This window comes from Caballeronia sp. (assembly GCF_028292365.1).
In the GTDB taxonomy this organism is placed as follows: Bacteria; Pseudomonadota; Gammaproteobacteria; order Burkholderiales; family Burkholderiaceae; genus Caballeronia.
This window is the reverse complement of record NZ_JAQGMM010000552.1, coordinates 1-22,342: the sequence shown is the minus strand read 5'-3', so window position 1 is coordinate 22,342 and position 22,342 is coordinate 1. Positions and strand designations below refer to the sequence as shown.

General features: G+C 58.0%; 20 protein-coding genes. 13 read left to right on the top strand and 7 right to left on the bottom strand.

The window, feature by feature from the left end:
• Nucleotides 1-6 precede the first annotated feature (6 nt).
• The 8 genes from JWR14_RS32475 (at nt 7) to JWR14_RS32440 (ending at nt 9,430) form a co-directional block, all read left to right on the top strand.
• Nucleotides 7-813 (top strand): SDR family oxidoreductase, encoded by an 807-nt coding sequence (locus JWR14_RS32475; protein ID WP_299717632.1) that lies wholly within the window; start codon nt 7-9, stop codon nt 811-813.
• A 42-nt stretch (nt 814-855) separates the two neighbouring features.
• A complete protein-coding gene (locus JWR14_RS32470; RefSeq protein WP_299717630.1) occupies nt 856-1,788 on the top strand; it encodes a 3-keto-5-aminohexanoate cleavage protein in 933 nt (310 codons plus the stop codon).
• Nucleotides 1,789-1,850: 62 nt separating this feature from the next.
• Nucleotides 1,851-2,627, top strand: a complete 777-nt coding sequence (locus tag JWR14_RS32465; protein WP_299717628.1) for an N-acyl homoserine lactonase family protein — start codon at nt 1,851-1,853, stop codon at nt 2,625-2,627.
• Between the two features lie 70 nt (nt 2,628-2,697).
• Nucleotides 2,698-3,825, top strand: coding sequence for a sugar ABC transporter substrate-binding protein (locus JWR14_RS32460; RefSeq protein WP_299717626.1), 1,128 nt, complete (start codon nt 2,698-2,700; stop codon nt 3,823-3,825).
• 42 nt (nt 3,826-3,867) lie between these two features.
• Complete coding sequence (locus tag JWR14_RS32455) at nt 3,868-5,394, top strand: sugar ABC transporter ATP-binding protein (RefSeq protein WP_299717624.1); 1,527 nt, start codon at nt 3,868-3,870, stop codon at nt 5,392-5,394.
• 39 nt (nt 5,395-5,433) lie between these two features.
• Nucleotides 5,434-7,533 carry an ABC transporter permease gene (locus JWR14_RS32450; RefSeq protein WP_299717622.1) on the top strand — a complete coding sequence of 700 codons (2,100 nt, stop codon included), beginning with the start codon at nt 5,434-5,436 and terminating at the stop codon, nt 7,531-7,533.
• 19 nt (nt 7,534-7,552) lie between these two features.
• Nucleotides 7,553-8,512: a 3-hydroxyacyl-CoA dehydrogenase gene (locus JWR14_RS32445; RefSeq protein WP_299717620.1), complete on the top strand. Its 960-nt coding sequence runs from the start codon at nt 7,553-7,555 to the stop codon at nt 8,510-8,512.
• Nucleotides 8,513-8,527: 15 nt separating this feature from the next.
• A complete protein-coding gene (locus JWR14_RS32440) occupies nt 8,528-9,430 on the top strand; it encodes an SMP-30/gluconolactonase/LRE family protein (protein WP_299717618.1) in 903 nt (300 codons plus the stop codon).
• Nucleotides 9,431-9,649: 219 nt separating this feature from the next.
• Here the strand turns inward: JWR14_RS32440 and JWR14_RS32435 are convergent, their stop codons facing one another.
• From JWR14_RS32435 to JWR14_RS32415, 5 genes are all read right to left on the bottom strand, one after another.
• Complete coding sequence (locus JWR14_RS32435; RefSeq protein ID WP_299717677.1) at nt 9,650-9,700, bottom strand: hypothetical protein; 51 nt, start codon at nt 9,698-9,700, stop codon at nt 9,650-9,652.
• Between the two features lie 322 nt (nt 9,701-10,022).
• On the bottom strand, nt 10,023-10,772 hold the full coding sequence (locus JWR14_RS32430) for an amino acid ABC transporter ATP-binding protein (RefSeq protein ID WP_299717616.1): 750 nt from the start codon (nt 10,770-10,772) through the stop codon (nt 10,023-10,025).
• Between the two features lie 32 nt (nt 10,773-10,804).
• Nucleotides 10,805-11,773, bottom strand: coding sequence for an amino acid ABC transporter permease (locus JWR14_RS32425; protein ID WP_299717614.1), 969 nt, complete (start codon nt 11,771-11,773; stop codon nt 10,805-10,807).
• Nucleotides 11,764-13,083, bottom strand: a complete 1,320-nt coding sequence (locus tag JWR14_RS32420) for an FAD-binding oxidoreductase (protein ID WP_299717612.1) — start codon at nt 13,081-13,083, stop codon at nt 11,764-11,766. Before JWR14_RS32420 ends, JWR14_RS32425 begins: the two co-directional genes overlap by 10 nt.
• A gap of 64 nt (nt 13,084-13,147) precedes the next feature.
• Nucleotides 13,148-14,071 (bottom strand): transporter substrate-binding domain-containing protein, encoded by a 924-nt coding sequence (locus JWR14_RS32415; protein WP_299717610.1) that lies wholly within the window; start codon nt 14,069-14,071, stop codon nt 13,148-13,150.
• A gap of 622 nt (nt 14,072-14,693) precedes the next feature.
• Here JWR14_RS32415 and JWR14_RS32410 point away from each other — a divergent pair.
• Nucleotides 14,694-15,629: a LysR substrate-binding domain-containing protein gene (locus tag JWR14_RS32410; protein ID WP_299717608.1), complete on the top strand. Its 936-nt coding sequence runs from the start codon at nt 14,694-14,696 to the stop codon at nt 15,627-15,629.
• Between the two features lie 321 nt (nt 15,630-15,950).
• Nucleotides 15,951-17,453 carry a flagellar filament capping protein FliD gene (gene fliD, locus JWR14_RS32405; RefSeq protein ID WP_299717606.1) on the top strand — a complete coding sequence of 501 codons (1,503 nt, stop codon included), beginning with the start codon at nt 15,951-15,953 and terminating at the stop codon, nt 17,451-17,453.
• A gap of 109 nt (nt 17,454-17,562) precedes the next feature.
• Here the strand turns inward: fliD and JWR14_RS32400 are convergent, their stop codons facing one another.
• Both JWR14_RS32400 and JWR14_RS32395 read right to left on the bottom strand, forming a co-directional pair.
• Nucleotides 17,563-18,789 (bottom strand): SDR family oxidoreductase, encoded by a 1,227-nt coding sequence (locus JWR14_RS32400; protein WP_299717604.1) that lies wholly within the window; start codon nt 18,787-18,789, stop codon nt 17,563-17,565.
• Between the two features lie 100 nt (nt 18,790-18,889).
• Nucleotides 18,890-19,606 carry a MipA/OmpV family protein gene (locus JWR14_RS32395; RefSeq protein ID WP_299717602.1) on the bottom strand — a complete coding sequence of 239 codons (717 nt, stop codon included), beginning with the start codon at nt 19,604-19,606 and terminating at the stop codon, nt 18,890-18,892.
• 252 nt (nt 19,607-19,858) lie between these two features.
• Between JWR14_RS32395 and JWR14_RS32390 the strand changes: the two genes are divergently transcribed.
• From JWR14_RS32390 to JWR14_RS32380, 3 genes are all read left to right on the top strand, one after another.
• On the top strand, nt 19,859-20,587 hold the full coding sequence (locus tag JWR14_RS32390; RefSeq protein WP_299717600.1) for a response regulator transcription factor: 729 nt from the start codon (nt 19,859-19,861) through the stop codon (nt 20,585-20,587).
• On the top strand, nt 20,588-21,955 hold the full coding sequence (locus JWR14_RS32385; protein ID WP_299717598.1) for an ATP-binding protein: 1,368 nt from the start codon (nt 20,588-20,590) through the stop codon (nt 21,953-21,955).
• A 54-nt stretch (nt 21,956-22,009) separates the two neighbouring features.
• A partial coding sequence (locus JWR14_RS32380; protein ID WP_299717596.1) for a hypothetical protein occupies nt 22,010-22,342 on the top strand: 333 nt, incomplete at its 3' end.

Genomic DNA, 22,342 nt, shown 5'->3' with positions numbered 1-22,342 from the left:
CAAAGCATGTCGGTTCTACAAATGTTGAAACCGCACGCGGGATTGCGCGTGCTGGTCACGGGCGGCGCGTCGGGTATCGGTCTGGTGATCGCGCGCGCTTTTGTCGACGCCGGGTCGCGCGTGCATGTCTGCGACTCGAGCCAGCAAGCCATCGTCTCGCTCAACGAAGCCGAACAGAACACCGAGATGAACGCGATCACCACGACGCTCGCGGACGTGTCGGACCGCGCGGCGGTCGACCGCGTATTCGACGATGTGCACGCGCAGCTCGGCGGCCTCGACGTGCTGATCAATAACGCGGGGATTGCGGGTCCCACGGGCGGTATCGACGAGATGGACACGGGTGACTGGGAACAGACCGTCGACGTGAACCTCAATGCTCAGTTCTACTTCGCACGTCGCGCGGTACCGCTGCTGCGCCAGGCGCGCGATGGCGGGTCGATCATTGCATTGTCATCGGTGGCGGGGCGCCTCGGATACGCGTACCGCACGCCTTATTCGGCGACCAAGTGGGCGGTTGTCGGTCTCACCAAGAGTCTCGCCATTGAATTGGGACCGGACAACATTCGCGTCAACGCAATCCAGCCCGGCATTGTGAAGGGGCCGCGAATTGAACGGGTGATCGCCGCGCGCGCGCAACAGTTGGGTCTTTCTTACGAGCAGATGGAAAAAGAGTATCTCGCGAAGATTTCCCTGCGCCGCATGACCACGCCGGAAGAAGTCGCGGCGACCGCGCTATTCCTGTGCTCGCCGGGAGGCAGCGGCATCTCGGGGCAGGCGATCTCGGTGTGCGGCAACGTAGAAGTGCTCTGAACCTGCTCTGAACGCTGTTCTTATCCGACGAGGGCTTACAGCATGGCAACCAAGCGTAAAGTCATTATTACCTGTGCTCCCACGGGCGCAATCCACACTCCGTCGATGTCACCGTATTTGCCGGTTACACCGCAAGAGATCGGCGACGCAGCGCTTGCTGCTGCCAAAGAAGGCGCGGCCATCCTGCACCTGCATGCACGCGATCCCGTCGACGGCCGGCCCACGCAAGACCCCGCCGTGTTCCAGCAGTTCCTGCCGCGTATCAAGGCCGAGACCGATGCGGTGATTAATATCACGAGCGGCGGCAGTCCGCACATGACGGTGGAGGAGCGGTTAAAACCGGCTCACCACTTCAAGCCGGAGGTAGCGTCACTGAACATGGGTTCGATGAATTTCGGTCTCTATCCCATGCTCGACCGCTTCAAGGAATTCAAGCACGACTGGGAGCGCCAGCATCTGGCGAATAGCCGCGACCTGATCTTCAAGAACACGTTCAAGGACATTGAATACATCCTCACGTCATGCGGCGCGAACGGTACGCGCTTCGAGTACGAATGCTACGACATCTCGCACTTGTACAACCTGGCGCATTTCGTTGACCGTGGTCTCGCGAAACCCCCGTTCTTCGTGCAAAGCGTGTTCGGCCTGCTAGGCGGTATCGGGCCGCATCCGGAAGACCTCATGCACATGCGCCGTACCGCCGACCGCTTATTCGGAAGCGACTATGTGTGGTCGATCCTCGGTGCCGGACGTAATCAAATTCCGCTTGCAACGCTGGGCGTGGCGCAGGGCTCGAACGTGCGGGTCGGGCTTGAGGATTCGCTCTGGATCGAAGCGGGCAAACTGGCTGAATCAAGCGCTGCGCAGGTCGTGAAGATTCGCCAGGTCATAGAAGGTCTTTCGCTGGATATCGCAACCCCGGACGAGGCCCGCGCGATGCTCGGGCTCAAGGGCGCGGACAACACGAATTTCTAAGGTCGCCTGAGCGGGTGCCCGAGCAGGTTCAACTCCTTCAACCCTGGACGATGGAGACCATCGTGGCTGTGTCGAAACTCAAGGTCGTGGCAATGCCTACGGGCTGGCTGACCGTTGACCGTTCATCGCAGATCTATGGTCGCTACTATGGCCAGCAGATCAAGGTCCCGGTGTGGTCCACGGCGATTGTAGGCGGTGACAAAAAGATTGTGGTGGATACCGGGATTCACGATCCGGGCTGGGTGTCGAGCTTCGTCTGTCCTTGTGAGCAGGCGCCCGAAGAGCGGCTTGAACGCGCGTTAAAGGAGTATGTAGGCTGGAATGCGGACGACGTGGATATTGTCATCAACACACACCTGCATTACGACCATTCCGGTGGCAATACGCTTTTCAAGAACGCGCGTTTCGTGGTTCAGGCAAGCGAGTGGGAATACGCGGGTCATCCCTTGCCGACGCAGTCAACGTTCTACCAGGAATTTCTGATCGGCCGCGAACCGCTCGCGTATTTTCGCTGGCAATTTGTGCACGGGGTAGCCGATATCGCACCCGGCGTGCGGGTTGTGCCAACGCCGGGACATACGCCGGGGCACCAATCGGTGGCCGTTGATACGGCCGATGGCGTGGTCCTGATTGCCGGCGACTGCGCAAGCTGCATGGAGAACATAGTGGATCTGGTGCCGGTCGGCATTGTTCATGAGACGGCGGCCGAACTGGCTTCGCTCAGGCGTATCCGGCAGCTCGCGGACTTCGTTATTCCCGGTCACGACCCGAATGTGGTGGCTGGCTCTGCTGGCATTCAACTGCCAGCCAGCGCACGGCTAAAACACGTTGAAAGTTAGTAGTGCTGGTGTTTAAGTAAGCGTTGAAAAGTACCGGATCATATAACCATACGCAGAATCGGAGGAAGACATGAACGCACTGACGAACACCATCCGTCGGGGGGCTCGGCTCGCACTGGGCGCCGCGCTTCTCGCGACGCTCGCCGTCTCGGGGCAAGCCTCGGCAGCGGGTAAATACAAGATTTTCCTGTCGATGAGTTATGTCGGCAATGACTGGCAAACCGAAGCCGCCAACATGGTCAAGGCCATGGCTGCCACGCCGGGACTCAAGGACAAGGTCGACCTGGAAGTACAGGTCGCCGGCACCGACGCACAGAAACAGATCCAGCAAATCAACTCGATGGTCCAGGCCGGCGCAAAGGCCATTGTGATCTATCCGATCTCTCCGACTGCGTTGAATCGCGCCATCAAGAACGCCTGTTCGAAGGGTGTGGTGGTGGCAGCGTATGACGGAGAAGTGACCGAACCGTGCGCTCATAACGTGACGATCGACCAGAAGCAGGCTGGAACCGTCACCGCTGAATGGCTCGCGAAGACTATCAACGGCAAGGGCAACATCGTGTTGATCAACGGCGTGCCGGGCACCTCCGTGGACCGGGCGCGCACTGAGGCTGCGAAGGCCGTGTTCGCGAAGTATCCGGGGATCAAGATCGTGGCGGAAGGCACGGGAATGTGGAGTCAGGCAACGGCCAAGACGGAGTTGTCGAAGATCCTGGCCACGAACAGCTGGGACAAGATCGACGGCCTGTGGATGCAGGTGGGCTGCTTCACGGCGGCATCCATGCAACTCGAAGCCGGTATAGCGGACGACAAGGTCAAGCCGTGCGCGGGTGAATCGTCGAACGGTCACCGCGTACAAATGCTGCCGCCCGGCACGGTGAAGGGCGATGGAGCCTATCGCTCGATTGGCTACCGGTCCATCTCGTATGGCTCGCCGCCATACTCCGGCGCGCTGGCGCTGAAGATGGCCGTGGACAAGCTCGACGGCAAGGATTTCCCTGCGCATGTGACCCTCAAGCTGCCGTTGGTGTTGACGTCGCAGTCGAAACTGTGCGCGACCGGTTCCATCGATGAGCTGAAGGCCGGCTGCACCGCGTTCATGCCGGACAAGGTGCCGCCGGGATGGTTTGCGGACATCTACTCGCCAGAGACCACTGAGGTTGGTTTCAACGCGGCGCTGACCGGCAAGCCGGACTAAGGACCAGAGGAGTACGCCATGCCGAGTGCAGGGACAGAGACGATGACAGCGATAGAGACAGGCAGCAACGAATGGGCGCTCGACCTCTCGAAGGTCACCAAGCGGTTCGGCGCCACTGTCGCGCTCGACAACGCGTCGTTGCGTGTCAAGCGCGGCGCCGTTCATGCGCTGCTCGGCGAGAACGGCGCCGGCAAGTCGACGACCGTCAAGCTGTTGTCTGGTCTCATGCAGCCGGATGCGGGCAGCATCTCGATCATGGGCCGTAACGTCAGCATGCGTGGCCCCAGGGACGCGCATCGTGCGGGTGTGCAGACGGCGTTCCAGGAGATGACGCTGGTAGGAGACCTGACTGTCGCGCAGAACCTCCTGATGGCCGTCGAACCGACTGGCTGGTTTGGCCGTATCCGGCAACGCGAATCACAAAAGCAAGCCGCGCAATGGCTCGAACGGCTCGAACTGGGCGATATCCGCCCGGGTGCCTATATCCGCGATCTCGCGCTGCCGGTGCGCCAGAAGATCGAGATTGCAAAGGCGCTGGTCCGCCAGCCCGAAGTGCTGCTGCTCGATGAACCTACGTCCGCGCTCTCCGGACGTGACGTTGCGTGGTTGTCGCGACGGATTGATGAATTGAAGGCGCGTGGGGTGACCTTCGTGTTCATCACGCACCGGATGCAGGAGGTGCGTGAGTTTTGCGACAGCCTCACGGTGTATAGAAACGGCCGTGATGTAGGCGCTTTCGATACTGATTCGATCTCGGACGACGAGGTCATTCGTCTCGTGATCGGTCGTTCGATGGACGCCAAATATCCGCCGAAGATCGCCACGCCGTCAACGCTTCAAACGCCGGCGATGGAAGCACGCGGCATCAAGGTGGATGCCGTGGTCAACGACTTCGACCTCACGCTCAAGGCAGGCGAAGTGCATGGCATCGCAGCGTTGCAAGGCATGGGGCAACGCGAAATTTTCGAGGCGCTGTTCGGCGCTGAGTTCATTGACGCGGGCCAGATCCTGGTCGATGGAAAGCAGGTCACGCTAACCTCGACCGCCGATTCGCTGAAGGCCGGGGTATCGACGAGTTTCCTGCCGGAGGATCGCAAGACCGAGGGTTTGTTCGTGCGTCTGCCCGGCGGTGAGAACGTCTCGTTGCCGGTCATCAAGCGCTTTTCGCGCTTTGGCCTGATCGACAGGAAACGCGAGCAGGCCGCGATCAAGCGGGCACTCGCGCAAATGGAAGTCAATCCGCGTGCGCTCTACAAGCCGTGCCTTTCTTTCTCGGGCGGTAACCAGCAGAAGATAGCGATGGCGAAATGGTTGCTGACGCAAAGCCGCGTGTGGCTCATGTTCGACCCTACGCGGGGCATTGACGTGGGAACCAAGCACCAGATCTTCGTGCTGATGCGCGCGTTCGCGGCGGCCGGCGGTTCCGTGCTGTTTTATTCCACTGACGTGCCGGAGCTGGTCAATGTGTGCGATCGCGTGTCGGTGGTGTATCGCGGGCGCAATGTCGCGGAACTGGCGGGCGACGCGCTCACCGAAGAGAACGTGATGCGCAAGATGCTTTCAAGTTGATGGGCGTATGAAGATCGTTCGGGCAATCAGAGGTCGACTATGAAAATTGCAATAGCGTCGCCGGATAGCGAGGTCGTGCGACCCGGTGCGCACGTCGGATTTCGGGCGCGGGTGGATCATTATCGAGGCTTGATCATTGCGATCGGCGCACTGCTCGCGATGATGATCGCGTGGGTGTCGTTGTCAGCCACACCGGTCGGGCTGTACGACATCGGCTCTGTGATCTCCAGCAGCACGACACTCGCGCTTGCGGGGATCGGACAGACCATCGTTGTGCTGAGCGGCGGTTTCGATCTGTCGGCCTCCGCGGTGGTGTCGTTGTCCAACGTGCTGGCGGTGCGCTTCGTGCAGGGCACGCCGCTCGAACAATGGGGTGGGGTTGCATTGATTCTCGCGATTGGCGGGGGCATTGGGCTCGTTAATGGCGCGTTGATCGCATGGTTCCGACTGCAGTCGATCGTGGTCACGCTCGCCACCATGTTCATGGTGCAGGGCTTGACGCTGTTGATCCAGAACAAACCGGGCGGGAGCATTGGCGATCAGTTCGGCGCTTTCATTACCTCCGATCTCGTGCCCGATAAAGTCCCCATGTCAGCGGCCGTGCTGGTCGTCGCCCTGCTGGTGTGGACCTTCGTCAAACGTACGCGCTTCGGCGTAGGCCTGTATGCGCTCGGCAGCGATCCCGATGGCGCTTATGCGAACGGCATGCCTGTCAGAGGTTATCGGATAGCGACCTATGCACTCGCCGGCATGTTCTACGCGGCGGCAGGCTTGTATGTGTCGGCGCAAACCGGCTCCGCCGATCCGCTGGTGGGCCGGCCGTTGCTGCTCTCCATGTTCACGGCCGTCGTGCTGGGCGGCACCTGGCTAGGCGGTGGACGAGGCGGTTGCGTGGGTACGGTGTTCGCCGCGATGACCCTGATGATCACGGTCAATATCCTGCTGGTGCTCAACGTATCGGCGTTTTTTACGACCATCGCGGAGGCCGTGATCCTGATCCTGGCCGTGCTCGGGTCGTCGGTGGGCAAGCAGTCGGCGGCGCATCATTGCGCACGCTACGCCGAACGATGGTTCACGGCGTGGCGTACCGGCACACGCGCACGCAATGACCCGGGCGCGCGGCGCGTGAAGTTCGAAGTGGAGAACTTCCGTCCAATAGAAAATACGGAGCTCAAGGGGCACGTTCTGAGCGACTGGATCGAACGCAATCGCGAATGGGTAAAGTACGTCGTGCCGGCGTATCTGCTGTTCTTCGCGGTGATCGCGATCACGGGCGTGGTCTATGGTCCCGGTGTCCTCGCAAGCGCCAACTTCTACACTAGCTTGCTGACGCTGACCTTGTTCCTGGCCGTGTTAGGGCTTGGGCAAGGCGCTGTGATCCTGACTGGCGGACTTGATCTTTCCGTGCCCTGGCTTATCACGCTGTCGGGCGTGTTGCTGACCGGGCTCACGCATGGCGTCAACGAAGCCGCGGCGTGGGCCGTGCCGCTGGTGCTATGCGCCGGCTTGCTGGTAGGCGTGTTCAACGGCGTCGGGGTCGTCGTGCTGGGCTTGCCGCCGATCGTGGTCACGCTTGCTGCCAACGGCTTGCTGCAGGGGATTACGCTGATTTATTGCAACGGATCGCCGCAGGGATGGGCGCCCTCCGTGATCAGCAATTTCACAAACGGGCGCGTGGGTCCCTTGTCGCTCGCTGCGTGGTGCGTACCGCTGTTCCTTGTATTGGCATTGCTGTTGCTGCATCGCACGGCCTTTGGGCGACGCGTTTATGCGGTCGGCAATTCGCCGGTAGCGGCGAAGCTGTCGGGCGTGCGTGTGGGCGCAACCTTGATCGCGGTGTATTGCCTCTCAGGTTTGTGTTCGGCTGTGGTGGGCCTGTTGCTTGCCGGCTTCAGCAGCCAGGCTTTCCTCGGCATGGGCGACCCTTATTTGCTGCCTTCCATTGCAGTGGTGGTCGTGGGCGGTGCGTTGATCACCGGCGGCCGCGGTCATTATCTTGGTGTATTCGGCGGCGCGTTGTTGCTGACCGCGCTGGGCACGCTACTCGCCGGTACCACCGTGCCGCCCGCCGTGCGCGACATCATCAACGGCCTCGTTGTACTGGCTGCCGTGATCACGTTGCGTGATAAAAAAGCATGATTGTCGATGGAGCCGCACGATGAGCAGACTGAGCAGACGTATTGCAGTGATTGGATCGGGACGCATAGGCCGCGCGTGGGCGATCGTGTTCGCGCGCGCGGGTTTCGAGGTCAGGCTTCATGACGCGGACCGCGCAATGCTCGACGGCGCGATTCCGTCCATTCGCGGCAGTGTTTCGGATCTCGCCGGATATGGGCTGATCGACGAGTCAGAGGAGCGAATCGTCTCGCGTGTCACGGCATGTGAACAACTTGCGGACGCGGTAAGCGATGTCGACCTGGTGCAGGAAAACATTGCGGAGATCGTGGAGGTCAAGCGCACCTTGTTTGGGGAACTGGACAGGCTGACGCGCCCCGACACATTGCTGGCCAGTTCGACGTCCGGCCTGCCTGCGTCCACCTTCACCGAAGCGCTGACGGGCCGCGCTCGTTGCTTTGTCGCGCATCCTGTGAATCCGCCTTCGCTCGTGCCGCTGGTCGAGCTATGCGGTGCGCCGTGGACGTCGCCGGACACGCTGGCCCGCGCGCGTGCATTGTACGAAGAGGCGGGCCAGCAGCCCGTGACCGTTGCACGCGAGATTCCAGGTTTTCTACTGAACCGCCTTCAAGGCGTCCTGCTTGACGAAGCGTTGAGCCTATACGCACGAGGCTACGCAAGCGCCGCCGATCTCGACACCGTGATGCGCGACGGCCTCGGTCTGCGCTGGTCGTTCATGGGGCCGTTTGAAACTATCGACCTGAATGCGCCCGGCGGCGTGACAGATTATGCCGCGCGTTATGGCGCAATGTACCGCTCGTTCGCGCAGGACAGCGTGCCGTTCGACTGGTCGCCAGACAGCATCGCGAGACTCGATGCCGAGCGCCGCGAAGTGTTGCCGCTCGACGAAATAGAAAGCCGCAGCGGCTGGCGCGACCGGCGGCTGATGGCTTTGCTCGCGCATCGCCGCGCAACATTGAAGTCCGATGATGACAACAGTTGATAACCGGAGACAGCAATGATCGAAACCCGTCTGATCGTCGATGCCAACAATCATCTAGGCGAAGGACCGCTGTGGGATGTGAAGGAACAGCGCCTTTACTGGATCGACAGCACTGCTGCCGAGGTCAGCAGTTGCCGTGCCGACGGCAGCGACATTCGGCGTTATTTCGTCCCGCGCCACATTGGTTCGATGGCGTTGCGCGAGCGTGGCGGCGCGGTGGTTGCGCTTGCGAACGGCCTGCATTTCTACGACTTCGAAGCGCAGACGGTCAAGCTCATTGCCGACCCGGAAAGCGACGACCCTGAGACGCGCTTTAACGACGGCAAGGTGGACCGGCGAGGGCGGTTTATTGCGGGCACGATGGCGTATGACTTCGACCGTTATGAAGCCGATCGCGGCCGGCCATCGAGCCGTAGCGGTGCGTTGTACAGCCTGGATACGGATGGCTCCGTGACGCGTCTGGACGGTGGCATCAGTTGTTCGAACGGACCCTGCTGGAGCCCGGACAACCGCACGCTCTATTTCACCGACAGCTACGACAGGAAGATGTACGCATACGACTACGACATCGAGACCGGGGCGGTCGCGAACCGGCGGGTGTTTGCATCGGCGCAGGATTTGGCGGGGACGTTCGACGGTGCAACGGTCGACGCCGAGGGTTATGTTTGGTCGGCACTCGTGTTTGGCGCACGGATCTTGCGATTTGCGCCGGACGGCAAGCTTGATCGTGTAGTGGAGTTTCCCGTGCGCAACCTGACAAGCGTGATGTTCGGCGGTCCGAACCTGGACATCTTGTTTGTCACTACGATGGGGCGGCCCATGTGGGGCATTCCGCAGAAGGAGCGCGACAAGGGTGGGTTGTTTGCAATCACCGGGCTGGGCGTAAAAGGCTTGCCCGAGCCGCGATTTGCCGGTTAGGAGGTAGGGTGACTGTGCGGGTTCAAGCCCGCACGACAAACGCTAAAGCGATTTCAGTACGCTGCCCGATGTTCGCGCACCCACACCCGCTGATATAAGCCGGCCGCGTGGGATAAACGACACACGCAGAAAGTGCCGCGGCCGCAAACACAATGGCGACCAGGGTTTTAAGCATGGGCGTCTGGCTTCGCCTGGAAGGTGAACGTAGCTGAGCGCTGATTAGCGAGCCCAGTGGCCTTCGATCCACCGCCAGTTTGGTCCGCGTTGCACCCAGTGTCCTGGATGAAGCCCGATCTTTTAGTGCTTTCATAACGGTTCCCTGGAGATGGAAAAGACGCTCGATGCAGGTGTCTGTCGAGTGGTTAAACGCGGGCTTCAGGAAAATCCGTCGTGCAATTTTTGCTCTTTTACGCGGGTTGAGACAAGCTTACGCCGCTCAGCATGTGTTGGCGTCAACGCCAGCCGTCGCACTGGCGGACGAGCATGTCCTCCGGTGGAGTCGGCCGGACAAGCTGTGCGCGGATGCGCGTTACTCGTTACTCCAGTGCCGCGCCTGAGGCGGTGATGGAAAGCCAGCGACCGCCGTTAGTCGTCAATGGTGAAGTATCTGGCTGAGAAATAACTTCAATCGATCGGTCTGCGGCGCTTCAAACATTTCAACAGGGGTCCCTGACTCGATAATCGAACCGTTATCCATAAAAATAACGCGATCCGCTACTTGTTTGGCAAACCCCATCTCATGCGTCACGCAGATCATCGTCATTCCAAGATCGGTCAGTTCGATCATGGTATCCAGCACTTCCTTTACCATTTCCGGATCCAACGCCGAAGTTGGCTCGTCAAAAAGCATGATCTTGGGTTGCATGCACAGCGCCCGGGCAATGGCCACGCGCTGTTGTTGCCCGCCGGACAGTTGACCAGGATATTTATGGGCCTGGTCCCGGATGTTGACCCGGGATATCAAAGTCATAGCCAATTCCTCGGCCCTTGCTCTCTTCATGCCCCGGACATGAATGGGACCTAATGTGCAGTTTTCCAGCACGGTCATGTGCGGGAATAAATTGAAGGACTGAAAAACCATTCCCGCGTCACCGCGGATCTGATCCAGGGATTTGAGTTCATCACACAGTTCGACGTTGCCAACCACTATTTTTCCTTCCTGATGTTCTTCAAGCCCGTTGATGCATCGGATCATGGTCGACTTCCCCGATCCAGACGGGCCGCAGATAACTACCTTTTCCTTGTCTTTGATCGAGAGGTTGATATCTTTCAAAACATGATGCTTGCCATACCACTTATTAACGTTTTCGAGCGTAATGGCATATTTTATGACGTCGTGCATCTAGGTCTCCTCAAGAGGAAATTTTTCTGATCTTAGCGGGTTGCTTGACTGTAGCTGCGCTCGATTCGGCCCTGGATGATTTCGAGGACAATTGACATGATCCAATAAATGGCCGCCGCCGTAATCAACATCTCCATATTACGAAAATCACGATTTCCTACCGTGCTCGCGACGTACGTCAACTCCCATACGCCAACGACCGAGACAAGCGAACTGTCTTTCAGCATCGCAATAAAATGATTGCCGGTTGGCGGAATGATGATTTTTAGAGCCTGAGGCAGAATGACCAGGCGCATGATCTTGCTCTTATGCAAACCGAGCGCTCTTGAGGCCTCCCATTGGCCGTGGGGAATACTTTGGATTCCCGCCCTGAACACCTCGCTCATGTATGCGCCGTAACACAAGGACAAAGCGGTGATACCGGCCGGAATGGGATTGATGACAAAGCCCAGCTGCGGCAGCCCCATGTACAGGATAAAAATTTGAATAAGTAACGGAATACCTCGAAAAAATGAGGTGTAAAAGGTCGCTATTCCGACGGCTACGCCATTTGACGATAATCTGGCAATTGCAGTAATCAGGGCGATGCAAAATGCGATAACGATCGATAAAGCAGATACATATAAAGTAGTGAAGGCGCCCTGTGTGATTAAATAACCAACCTTAGCCGCGATGAACGGCAGGCTCAGCTGGAAGGTCGCCATGAACAGGGCTAGAAGTAAAAATAATTCCAGGGACGTAATTATGATCTGTAGTCGCTTTTGTATTTTCCCAAGCGAAACATAATTGATTACAAATAACACAATCCCCAGCGCCCACTTGAACAAGGATGCGTAGAACTTTCCGTGCTCCTGAGCAGCTGGAGATCTCGAGAAAAATTCAGCTAACCAGGCGTTATCAACAAAGCAAAAATAATAATACAACGCAATCAGAATGGGCAGAACAATTAAAACCCCGAGTGTGGTTGATGTCCGGTACTTCCTTCGATTAGTCAAGGGCACGGCGTCACTCCAATCTTGATTTGATTTTGGGATTTTCGTTCTTGCATGAAGTCTTTTATTTGGTAATGCCAGTAGGTCAACTGAACGGCGCCGGTGCCTAGAATCCCTCCGTTCCATTCCAGCCCAAAGGGGCTGAAAAGCTTATACCTGTCTGACGCGCGCAGGATCGCCTCGGCAATCACCGTCCCGCCGATGGCCGTGGTGTTCATGCCGTGACCGCCGAAACTCATGCAATACCATAGACCCTCATCCAGCTTGCCGATCTGCGGCATCAGGTGTTTTGCATAAGCCATTTTTCCGGACCAGGATCTTTCTATATTGATACTGGCGAGTTGCGGGTAAGTTTCGATCATGCGTTTTTTTAGCATAATCCCCAAACGTGCCGGCTCAGTCTGTTGGGTCGTAATCATGCCACCCCATAATATTCGCTCGCCGTTATCGACCAGGCGGTAGTAATCGCTGGACCGCCGACTGTCGCCGACCGAGGCGGTGGATCTTATTGCCGTACTGATCAGTTCCTTTGCCGACTCGGTTATCACCATATAGGTGGATATCGGGATATAGCTGTTCGCCAGTTTGGGAACCAGCCGGTCGGTATATCCGCCACAGGTAATCAGTACATCCTTCGCTCGTACCAGACCTGATAAGGTTTCGATGACGGCGGTACCGTTCTTCCGGCTTATCTTGACTGCCCTCGAGCGTTCGAAGATCTTGCTGCCGAGATTTATGAGTTCGTTTGCCAGGCCAATAGCGTAGTTCAGCGGATGAAAATGAAATGCACGAGAGTCAGAAATTCCGTTGAAATACTTTTCTGAAACCAGCAGGTCTTGGACGTCCTCTTTGGATTTATATTCGAGAGGATAGTCGAATGTCTGTTCCATCCATTTTATATGCTCCTGTGTTTCAACCGAATTTTCAAACCGGCTGACCCGAAGCGCCCCGTCACGCAAGTGGGCTTCCTGAATATCAAGGCAGTCAATGTTATTGCGGACAATTTCGACGCCTTCTATCGACAGAAGATGGAGCAACCTGGCGTTATCGTAGCCGGTCCGGCTGGCAATTTTATTGAAGCTGGTTGAGTAACCGGGACTCACAACGCCGCCGTTTCTTCCCGATGCACCCCAGGCTATCCTCTCGGCCTCAAGCAGAACAACTTGCTTTCCTGCCCGGGCGAGAACCAGGGCAGCCGTCAAACCTGCCAATCCGGCGCCCACAATGCATACATCTGCTTCTTCAGATCGAGTTAGTTGCGGATAGGGCGCATCAGCGGAAGCCGTTTGGCGATAGTAGTTATTGGAATATTCAGACACGTTATGTAGACGGGGACACCCCGTCTGCCAGGTTAAGTTGGACAATTCAGGAAAATCAGCGAATTTATTTCATGCTGGGTTCGGTGTAGTCGGCGCCGTACCACTTCTCGCTGATTTTTTTAAGCGTTCCATCACTTTTCATGTCCGCAATAATCGATGCAATTTTTTTGTTGAATGCCGGATCGCCCTTGTCCGACACGATTGCAACGGGCTCCAGGAACGCAATGTCATTCGGAATGATCCGTACGGGATACCCGTGTTTTAGCGCATCCTCAGCCGTTTGCTTCTCCGCGATAATTGCACCCAGCCGGACGCCGTCGCCCAAGCGAAGATCCTCAAAAGGAAGTAGCGAGGACTTATAGGTAACCGTTTTGGGTTGGAAGTCCAGATATTTAAAAGGCGGGAGGCTCTGTGCGTCCAGTTGCAATGCCTGATGCATATAATCATCCGCCGTTGTACCTCCTTCCACGCCAAAGGTGACGCTCTTCAGATCTTCACGCGTTTTAGCTTTGGAGTCTTTGTTGACGACAAACACATAGGAGCTGTAGTAATAAATAGCCGGAAAATCCAGCACGCGAGCACGCGCGATAGTCGGCGTGATGGAGAATACCGCCAGATCCCACCGGCCATGCCAGTGACCGCCAGTCACCAGGTTGAAATCCGGCGTATCGAATTTGACCTGAACACCCAACCGCTTCGCAATGTCGTTCGCGACATCAATATCGAAGCCCGCTAATTCGTGGTTGTCATTCAAAAATGCATGCGGAGGCCACTTTGCGCTCACAGCAACGTCGAGTTCCTTGCTCGTCTGGACCTTGTCAAGCACGGTGCCGGCGAACGTGCTCAACGAGACCACCGAGAGTGCGGCGCCGAGCGCGACCCCGATCAGCGTTTTGGTGATAAGTTTTTTTGTCATGATTGCGTCTCCAGTTGTAGGACTTGCTTCGGGTACTTTGTACAACGCGTCCGCGCTAGCGGAGAAACTCATGAGCGCTGAGCCGTAGCACCACTTTCCGGGGGGTTCTGGCGCAACGCTCGATCAGATGTGATCGCCGAACACGATAAACACGCACTGCTCCTCCCAATAAACCCGCGATTATCTGCACGCTCAATCGAAATTCGGTCTTGGGACCGTTCGCTTCATCGACCTGTTTCTTTATTTACCGTCGGGGTTTCGACGACCGACTGACTGATTGCGAGGGTTATCCTTAGTGTTCCGATCGAACTTCGCGGCGTTTAGCCGTTACTAATGTGAAAGCCAGTCGTTGGAGATTAATCATAAATTAAAGCCTGGAAAAGGGAGATTTGGTGGCATTGTCATGAGCTTATGGAATGATCCGATATACGTGATTTTATGAGGTCATGACGAGCGATTATTCTCGAAAAACAATGCGTGTTTACCCGCCAGACCTAAAATATTTCGTGAGACAAAGGCAATTGAGTGCGCCGACAATGCGTCGAATGGTGAGCGACGACTAGTCAAAACCGGAGCGGGTTTGAAGCGCTAAAGATGGCATCCAATGGGCACCGGATCTGGCGATTATGCGGGCAACTGGCTTGATCTCGCCTGGATTCCCCTCGCGTAAAAAGCTCAATTCAGGAGTGAATAGATGAGAAAAATTATTCCCAGCTTGTCAGCTTTGGAAATCTTCGAGTGTGTGGCCAGGCATGGAAACCTGACCCGTGCAGCTGAGGAGTTGCATCTCACGCAAAGTGCCGTCAGCAAGCAGATCGCCGGGCTGGAGAACAAGCTGGGGGTGGTTTTGTTCAAGCGCGTGAGAAAAAGGATTGAACTGACGCAGTATGGCAGCGCATACGCATTGAAGATAAAGAGCTGTCTCGATCGTATTGAAAGAAACACGCAGGATTTGATAGACCAGAGGGAGAATGGAACATCGCTGGATATTGCCGTTAGCGCGACCTTTGGTACTCAGTGGTTGATTCCAAAACTGAAAGATTTCAGAAATAAATATCCTGGTATCAGTATAAATATTACAGCCAGATCGGACCCGTTTATATTGAATAACAGTCAGTTCGATGCTGTTATTTATTATGGCAACGACGTGTGGCAGGGCACCCGGGGAGACTTGCTGGTCCAGGAAGGGAAGGTGGTTCCAGTTTGCAACGCGGAATTGGTCAATCATCTATCGGAGGTATCCGTGGACATGATTGCTCAATTGCCTTTGTTGCACCTGTCGTCAAGGGAGGGTGCGTGGAAACAATGGTTTTCAAGTGCGGGTCTGGGAGCAGATTTCAGGCCGTTGAGAGGATGCAGATTTGAGTTGTTTACCATGTTGACCAGTGCGGCAGTATCGGGATTGGGCGTTGCGCTGGTCCCCGAGATTTTTGTATGTGCGGAGTTGGCTGGCAACCGGCTGATCGTGCCTACGGCGCATTTTATTCGGAATGACGATGGCTATTTCATTTCGTATAACGATGACCCGATCAATAAAGAGGCACTCGATATCTTTACCTTCTGGTTGCAGGGGCATTGCAAATTGCTCGCAGCCGCTTCCAGCACGTTGGCGCAGACGCAAGCTGCGTGAAACGCCATTGGGTGAGCGAGGTCGGGTCGCTGCATCGCCCATCAATCCTCATGCCCTGAACCTCACCGCCACGTGATCCGTGCAGGGCTTGATGGCGGCCGTGAGCCCAACAAACTCGTTCAATGGAATCGTCGTTCCGGTACCCGATAACCGCGCAGACGGCGTCGTGAGACTCAATTGATCATCGCGTAATGTAAATATAATTAAAGAATGTTGTTTGCTTGTCGTAATGTTAACGTAGCTTACAGAAACATTTCATGACACGCGCAGCAGCATCTCAGCCGCTCATCACGCGAATGAACCAAGGGAGTTCCAGTTTCTATGTCTGACGCAATCAAGTCCGCGGGACAATCTCTAATCAACGGCTCGACCGGCAAGAATACCGACGTCCCTGCGCTTGTGGCAGCTATCGTCAATGCACGGGTTGCCGGATTGAACGCGGCTAACGCGGCAAAACAGAAGACCAGCACCTCGCAACTGACTGCTGTCGGTTCGTTGAAATCGGTCATGTCGCTGCTGCAGAGTTCGCTGGCGTCGCTGTCCGATGGCACCGCTTTGTCCGCTGTCACCGCCAAGGCGGACGGCAAGGGCCTGACGGCCACTGCAGGCAAGGGCGCAACCACGGGCAGCTATGCGATCCAGGTCACTAACATAGCGACATCGCAAAGTATCACTTCGGGCGCCTTCGGCGCCAAGGAAACACTTGGTCCCGGCACGCTGAAACTCTCGGTGGGCGGCTCGGACGTTTCGATCAACATCGATTCGTCGAATAACACGCATAGCGGCATTGCAGCCGCGAACAATTCGGCTTACGGCAATCCCGGCGTGAGCGCGACGGTGATCACCGGTACCGACGGCGCGCATCTCGTGCTGCACTCGTCGACCACGGGCAAGGCGAGCGGTATCTCGGTGGAGGTAACGCCGACCGGCTCGGGTGACAACACCGGGTTATCGAAGCTCAACGTCACCTCGTCCACATCGACCGTCGACCCTACGGACCCGACCAAGACCGTGGCGCCGTACACGACCATTGAACCATCGGCGAACTGGAAGCAAACCGCGGCCGGCAGGGACGCGTTGCTGACGGTGGCCGGCACCGAGGTCAGCAGCCCGACCAACAGCGTGACATCGGCTATTGCGGGGTTGTCGATCAACCTCACTTCCGAGTCCGTGGGCATGACCCAGACGCTGAGCATCAGCTCAGACACAGCCGCCCAGCAGACCTCGCTCAAGGCCTTCGTCACGGCGTATAACAATTTTGTCAGCATGGCTGCGTCGCTGACTTCTTTCGACGCTGCGCAACCCAAGGGTTCGCAAGGCGGGCCATTGCTTGGCGACTCGATGATGAACACGGTAAGGAACGCGCTTGCGACCGTGATCAGCAAGGGTGTCCCGACTTCAGCGGGCGGGGTCAAGGGAATGGCGAACCTGGGTTCTATCGGCATCACGCTGCAAAAGGACAGCACGTTGAAGATTGACGACACGGTGTTGAACGCGGCGCTGACCACCAAGCCCGGCACGATCAACGCATTGTTCAGTGCGGGCTCCGGCATCGGCGCGGAGATGAACAAGACCCTCACGACTTTTCTGAAAAAAGATGGCCTGCTCGATACCAGGACAACGGCGCTCAACAAGGACCTCGACAACATCAAGGTCCAGGGTACAAAGCTGGATGCATTCGCCACGCAACTGACAAACAACTACAACGCGCAGTTCACTGCGCTCAATACGCTGATGGCGCAGATGGCCAGCAATACGAGCTATCTGACTGCGTTGTTCGGCGGGGCCAACAGTGCGGGCGCACTGGCCGGAGGCAAGGGTTGATCGGGAGCGCACCGCGTGCCGAGCAGCGGTAAACGAACCGGGGGCGTCCTGTCTGGATGCCCCCGGTTCGTCTTGCGACGAAGTAAATGTGTTTGCTTAGTTATGCTGCTTACTGGAAATTCCAGCGCATCTGCTCGACGATCCCAATGCCGCGCGACGTCCGCACGCATTCGCTGACATAGTCGATAAACGGCAGGGGCTCGAAGCCGATCTCTTCGCGCAGGCGGCGATTATCGAACCGGTAGTCCAGGTTGGCGAACCCGGCATAGATTCCCAGTGCATGTTCAATCAGCCGTGCCGCGCCCGAGCGCTGACGCCCGACCACATCACACGCGATCCTGCGGAAGTCGCGCGGTGCGCAGATGGAGTAGCGTTTCCCCGATATGCCCGTGGCCTCATCCATCGCGCCGATAATCTGGCCAATGGTCGGCGCTTCCGATCCGGCCGACACGTGGTAGGTGTCGAACGCCAGCTTCGGCTTGACGGCGAGCAAGGCCAGCGCGCGGGCGCAATCGTCGACCGAGATCACATCGAGCCGGGTCATCGCCTTCGCACTGAAGCGCCGCGCGCCATGCACCACGCGAAACACCCAGAAGATACTCGGCGAGGGCAACGTGCCCAACACCGTGTGTCCGACGACAATCGATGGCCGCACCATGACCACCGGCAACGATGGGTAGTAGAGGCGCAGGAGCCTCTCGACATCGCGCTTGCTTTGCGTATAGGGCACCAGGTGGTTCGTCTCGCGTTCGCTTGTGCTTCCGTACCTGCTCCCGTCTTCGTTCGCGTTCTCGTTATGGTCGAACGCGGGCTCGGACACGACCGGACTGCATTGCGTGCCGCAGGCCATGGCCGTGCTGACGTGCAGGAAACGCCGCAGCACTTGACTGTCGGCAAAGTGCGAAGCGAACCGCAACGTGTCGCGCACGTTGATATCGAGTACTTGCGAATTCATGGAGAACGACGCCATGGCGGCGCAGTTGATCACATGCGACGCCTCCGTCAGTCGCGCGAGATCCGCTTCCGTAAAGTCGCCGCCCAGGTCTCCCACGATCACGTTCGTCTCGGTCAGCCGTTGTGCGCGGACGTGCGGCAAACCGCAACGTATGGCGGATGCACGCAGGCGGGTCAGCGCCTCGGCTGTGTTCTCCGCACGCACGAGACACACGAGCCGTTCGATCAGACCGGCATTCATGAGCGTCACCAGCACCGTGCCGCCGATAAATCCGGTAGCACCGGTCAGCACCAGTCGATCGATGCCCACCACATGCATGCGCGTGGACGCCGTGAGGCTGTCTTGCCAGGCGGTGGACAGAGGGGTTTGCCATGCAAACATACCGTTCTCCGTTCAGAGGAAAATTGAGGTGCGGCTAACAGCAGCGGGAGCAGGGGAGTGGACGGTTGCCGCGCCGACGCCGCGCCTGGTATCGCCGGGTCTAATATCGATAAGTCACGGCTGTCGTTGCGAAATAAGCGCTCTTCTTTTGCACGATGGGGCTGTCCGCGGACGAACCGAGAATCCGCGACACGCCACCGGATGTCCGCACTGACCATTTCGGCGTAACGGAATAGGTCCACGCGGCTGAGACCATTGCGTTGTCGATGCCGGCTTTCACCGAGTAGGACCGGAAGCCACTGCTCGCGGACTGCGCTTCGGTGACGCCGAAAAAGGTCTGCGTATAACGTCCGCTGCCGGCGTGCAGGCTGCCGGTGATGCTGATGTCGTTTTTGGCCGTGTGCAGAACGGGCTTTGTCACGTCGAGGTGCCCGCTGACGCCGCGCGTGGTGTGCGTGAGCGGCTGGTCGAGCGTCACGCTGATGGTCGTATCGCCGAACACAGTGGCGCCGACCTGGAAGGACATCATCAGCGAGCCGGGAATGCGGCCCATGCCCTTCAGGTAGTTGGAGCCGGGCAGGTCGGCGCGATTACTGTCGCTGCGGCCGAAGTCATAGTCGAGCGCCGTCGAGACGAAGATGCCATTGGCGAAGGTCTTCTTATAGCCGGCGCCTTCGAACGGGCTGATGAAAAAGCCATTGGAAAATTCAGCGGAGAACACTGGAGCGATCAGGCCACGATAGTCCTTGCTGCCGAGGTAACGCGGCGCGACGCCGGTGCCCAGACCGAACGTGTAGAAATTTTCGGCATGAGCCATGGAGGAATACGTCAGGCCAAGTAGCGGGAAGCACAGGCAGGAAAGATAGGAGAGGCGTTTGCGCACGGTCAGGTCTTTTTCTAGGAGTGAAGCCGCAGTCTAGGGACGCGGTCGACCGGTGTCTGTTTTGAAGTTGGGCGAAATTGTGCTGAATTGTGTTCAAGTGTCCGCGAGTGTTGCGCGCGGCCCTGCCTTACGCGCGCGAGGATAGAATCGGCGGTTGCTAGTGCAGCCGCAAGGCGGAGAATAAAAATGAACGAGATCTCACCCAAGTACAACGTGTTGCTGATCGAGGACGACGACCGCCTCGCGCAACTGATCGGGGAGTATCTGGATGGCTATGAATTCGCGGTGACTATCGTGCGGCGCGGTGACATTGCCGTGGCCGCTGTCCGCGAGCATAAACCGGCGCTGGTGATTCTCGACCTGATGCTGCCCAACATGGACGGCATGGAAGTGTGCCGGCGCATTCGCGGTTTCTCGAGCGTGCCGGTGTTGATCCTGACTGCTCGCGTCGATGTCTTCGACCAGGTTGCGGGACTTGAAACCGGCGCGGACGATTATGTTGTCAAGCCGATTGAACCGCGTGTGCTGGTGGCGCGCGCCCGCGCACTGCTCAGGCGGTCACAGCCGGCCGAGGACATTACGACGCCGGCTGTGGCTGCCGGCACGCTCACGTTCGGCGAGCTGGTGATCTCGCCGCCGAACCGCACGGTGACGTGGCGCGGTCAGGACATCGACCTGAAGACCGCCGAGTACAACCTGCTTGTGATCCTGGCGCGCGCGGCCGGCACCGTGCTGAGCCGCGACGATATCCTCAAGCAATTGCGCGGCATCGAATTCGACGGGCTGGACCGTACCGTTGATTCCGGTATTTCGCGGCTGCGGCGCCGGTTTGAAGACGCATCGCCGGAGCCGCACAAGATCAAGACGATCTGGGGCCGCGGTTATCTGTTCAGCCCGTCGGCGTGGGAGGACTGAATGCTGCGCTCCCTGATCCGCCTGTATTTGATCGTGCTGCTGGGCGGCGGCTTAGCCATTGTGTTCGTCAATGAATATTTCTCACAGCTCTTCCACGAGCGGGTCACAGCGAATCAGCGCGAGAGCGTCAAAGCCTATGCGTTCGTGTTGACCGATTACCTGCAACGGCATCCGGGCGAGCAGCGGGCAGCCGCGCTGGCTGAACTGCAAAAACATGGCGACGAGGGCTTTAGCCTGCTCACGATGCAAGACGTGATCCCTGTTCTCGATTCCGATCAGTTGCGCGACCTGCGCGACGGCAAGCTGGTGCTGAGCAGGGATGCAAAGGATTACTATCTGCCATTGCCTGACGGCACGATCGTTCACGCCCATCCCGATGAGCCCGGCAACCTGGACATCAAGGCGCTGGCGTACGCCCTGGTCGCGCTTGCGACGCTGTTGTCCGTTGTCCTTTGGGTCCACTATCACTGGCGTGACTTAAGGAAGCTCGAGGCCGCTGCCCGCGCGTTCGGCAAAGGTAAATTGTCGACTCGCGCGGCGTTGTCGAAGAAATCGAATATCTACGATCTTTCGAAGCAGTTTAACGAAATGGCGCGGCAGATCGAAGCGTCGATCCTGCACCAGCGCGACATGATGCATGGTATCTCGCATGAGCTGAAAACGCCTCTGGCACGCCTCGAATTCGGCCTCGCGTTGTTGCAGTCACCTGAGTCCCCGGAGCGCCAGCGCGAACGTCAACTTGCGCTGCGCCGCGACGTGCGTGAACTCGATGAACTCGTGACCGAATTGCTCACGTTAAGCCGGCTTGAACAAGGCGCGGAGCACATGTTGCTGATGCAAGTGTCGGTGAGCGAACTGCTGGATAGCGTGGCGGCGAGCATGGCCAACGACGTCGCCGACCGCGCGCTGCGCCTGTCGGTTACAACGGTCGGCGCGCCTGCGAGTCATGTCTGTGATCCGAAACTGGTCGCAAGGGCGCTGTTGAACCTGATCCGCAACAGCACCCGCTACGCGCAGCGCGCCATTTCTCTTAGCGCGTGCCTGGGTCCGGCGGGCGCGCTCGTGCTGATCGTGGACGACGACGGTCCCGGTATTCCCATTGCAGAACGTGCGCGAATCTTCGAACCGTTTCATAGGCTCGACGCAAGCCGCGACCGGCACACGGGCGGTTTCGGGCTTGGGCTTGCGATTGTGCGTCGCGTCGCGCTCGTTCATGGCGGCGAGGTACGGCTGGAAGAATCCGCTTCCGGCGGCGCGCGTTTTCTGATCACGCTGCCTGCCGCGTCCTTGCCGAAAGTGGAGGGCACGTCAGGCGTTGCGACAACTATCCGTGACAAGAGGCGGCCGGTGACCAACCCCATACTTTGATGGCCTATGCTACGTCCTGCCAGCCTGGAGCATTTGCACACGCCGGTCGAGATCATGCTGGGCGATCTCGACACAACCGCGCCGCGCGCGACGAACAGTCTTGTCGCAGTCCGAATGATACCGAACGCTTCGCTCACGGAGCTTGCGGGTGTGGGTCACCTGGATTTTCTCTCGACTTGTACCCAGCTTGGACTAGCCAAGGTTCCGATCTGCAAAACCCGTCTTCCGCAAGAGGGCACCCACGCGTGGGCAATCAAGGTGGTTGAAGTTTTCTTCGATCGCCAGCTAGGCGTGACGCGTCGACTACGCTTCAGACGGCCAGCATTAATGAATGAAGTCAGTCATCCTGACCATGTTGCCTATCCGCAAAGTAGCGAGCGGGCGGCT

What these genes read in the sequence shown, in the direction of transcription:
- JWR14_RS32385 (WP_299717598.1), top strand. Translation starts at nt 20,588, where the DNA reads ATGCTGCGCTCCCTGATCCGCCTGTATTTGATCGTGCTGCTGGGCGGC.
- JWR14_RS32430 (WP_299717616.1), bottom strand. Translation starts at nt 10,772, where the DNA reads ATGCACGACGTCATAAAATATGCCATTACGCTCGAAAACGTTAATAAG.
- JWR14_RS32455 (WP_299717624.1), top strand. Translation starts at nt 3,868, where the DNA reads ATGACAGCGATAGAGACAGGCAGCAACGAATGGGCGCTCGACCTCTCG.
- fliD (WP_299717606.1), top strand. Translation starts at nt 15,951, where the DNA reads ATGTCTGACGCAATCAAGTCCGCGGGACAATCTCTAATCAACGGCTCG.
- JWR14_RS32470 (WP_299717630.1), top strand. Translation starts at nt 856, where the DNA reads ATGGCAACCAAGCGTAAAGTCATTATTACCTGTGCTCCCACGGGCGCA.
- JWR14_RS32445 (WP_299717620.1), top strand. Translation starts at nt 7,553, where the DNA reads ATGAGCAGACTGAGCAGACGTATTGCAGTGATTGGATCGGGACGCATA.
- JWR14_RS32415 (WP_299717610.1), bottom strand. Translation starts at nt 14,071, where the DNA reads ATGAGTTTCTCCGCTAGCGCGGACGCGTTGTACAAAGTACCCGAAGCA.
- JWR14_RS32390 (WP_299717600.1), top strand. Translation starts at nt 19,859, where the DNA reads ATGAACGAGATCTCACCCAAGTACAACGTGTTGCTGATCGAGGACGAC.
- JWR14_RS32400 (WP_299717604.1), bottom strand. Translation starts at nt 18,789, where the DNA reads ATGTTTGCATGGCAAACCCCTCTGTCCACCGCCTGGCAAGACAGCCTC.
- JWR14_RS32460 (WP_299717626.1), top strand. Translation starts at nt 2,698, where the DNA reads ATGAACGCACTGACGAACACCATCCGTCGGGGGGCTCGGCTCGCACTG.
- JWR14_RS32395 (WP_299717602.1), bottom strand. Translation starts at nt 19,606, where the DNA reads ATGGCTCATGCCGAAAATTTCTACACGTTCGGTCTGGGCACCGGCGTC.
- JWR14_RS32410 (WP_299717608.1), top strand. Translation starts at nt 14,694, where the DNA reads ATGAGAAAAATTATTCCCAGCTTGTCAGCTTTGGAAATCTTCGAGTGT.
- JWR14_RS32475 (WP_299717632.1), top strand. Translation starts at nt 7, where the DNA reads ATGTCGGTTCTACAAATGTTGAAACCGCACGCGGGATTGCGCGTGCTG.
- JWR14_RS32440 (WP_299717618.1), top strand. Translation starts at nt 8,528, where the DNA reads ATGATCGAAACCCGTCTGATCGTCGATGCCAACAATCATCTAGGCGAA.
- JWR14_RS32450 (WP_299717622.1), top strand. Translation starts at nt 5,434, where the DNA reads ATGAAAATTGCAATAGCGTCGCCGGATAGCGAGGTCGTGCGACCCGGT.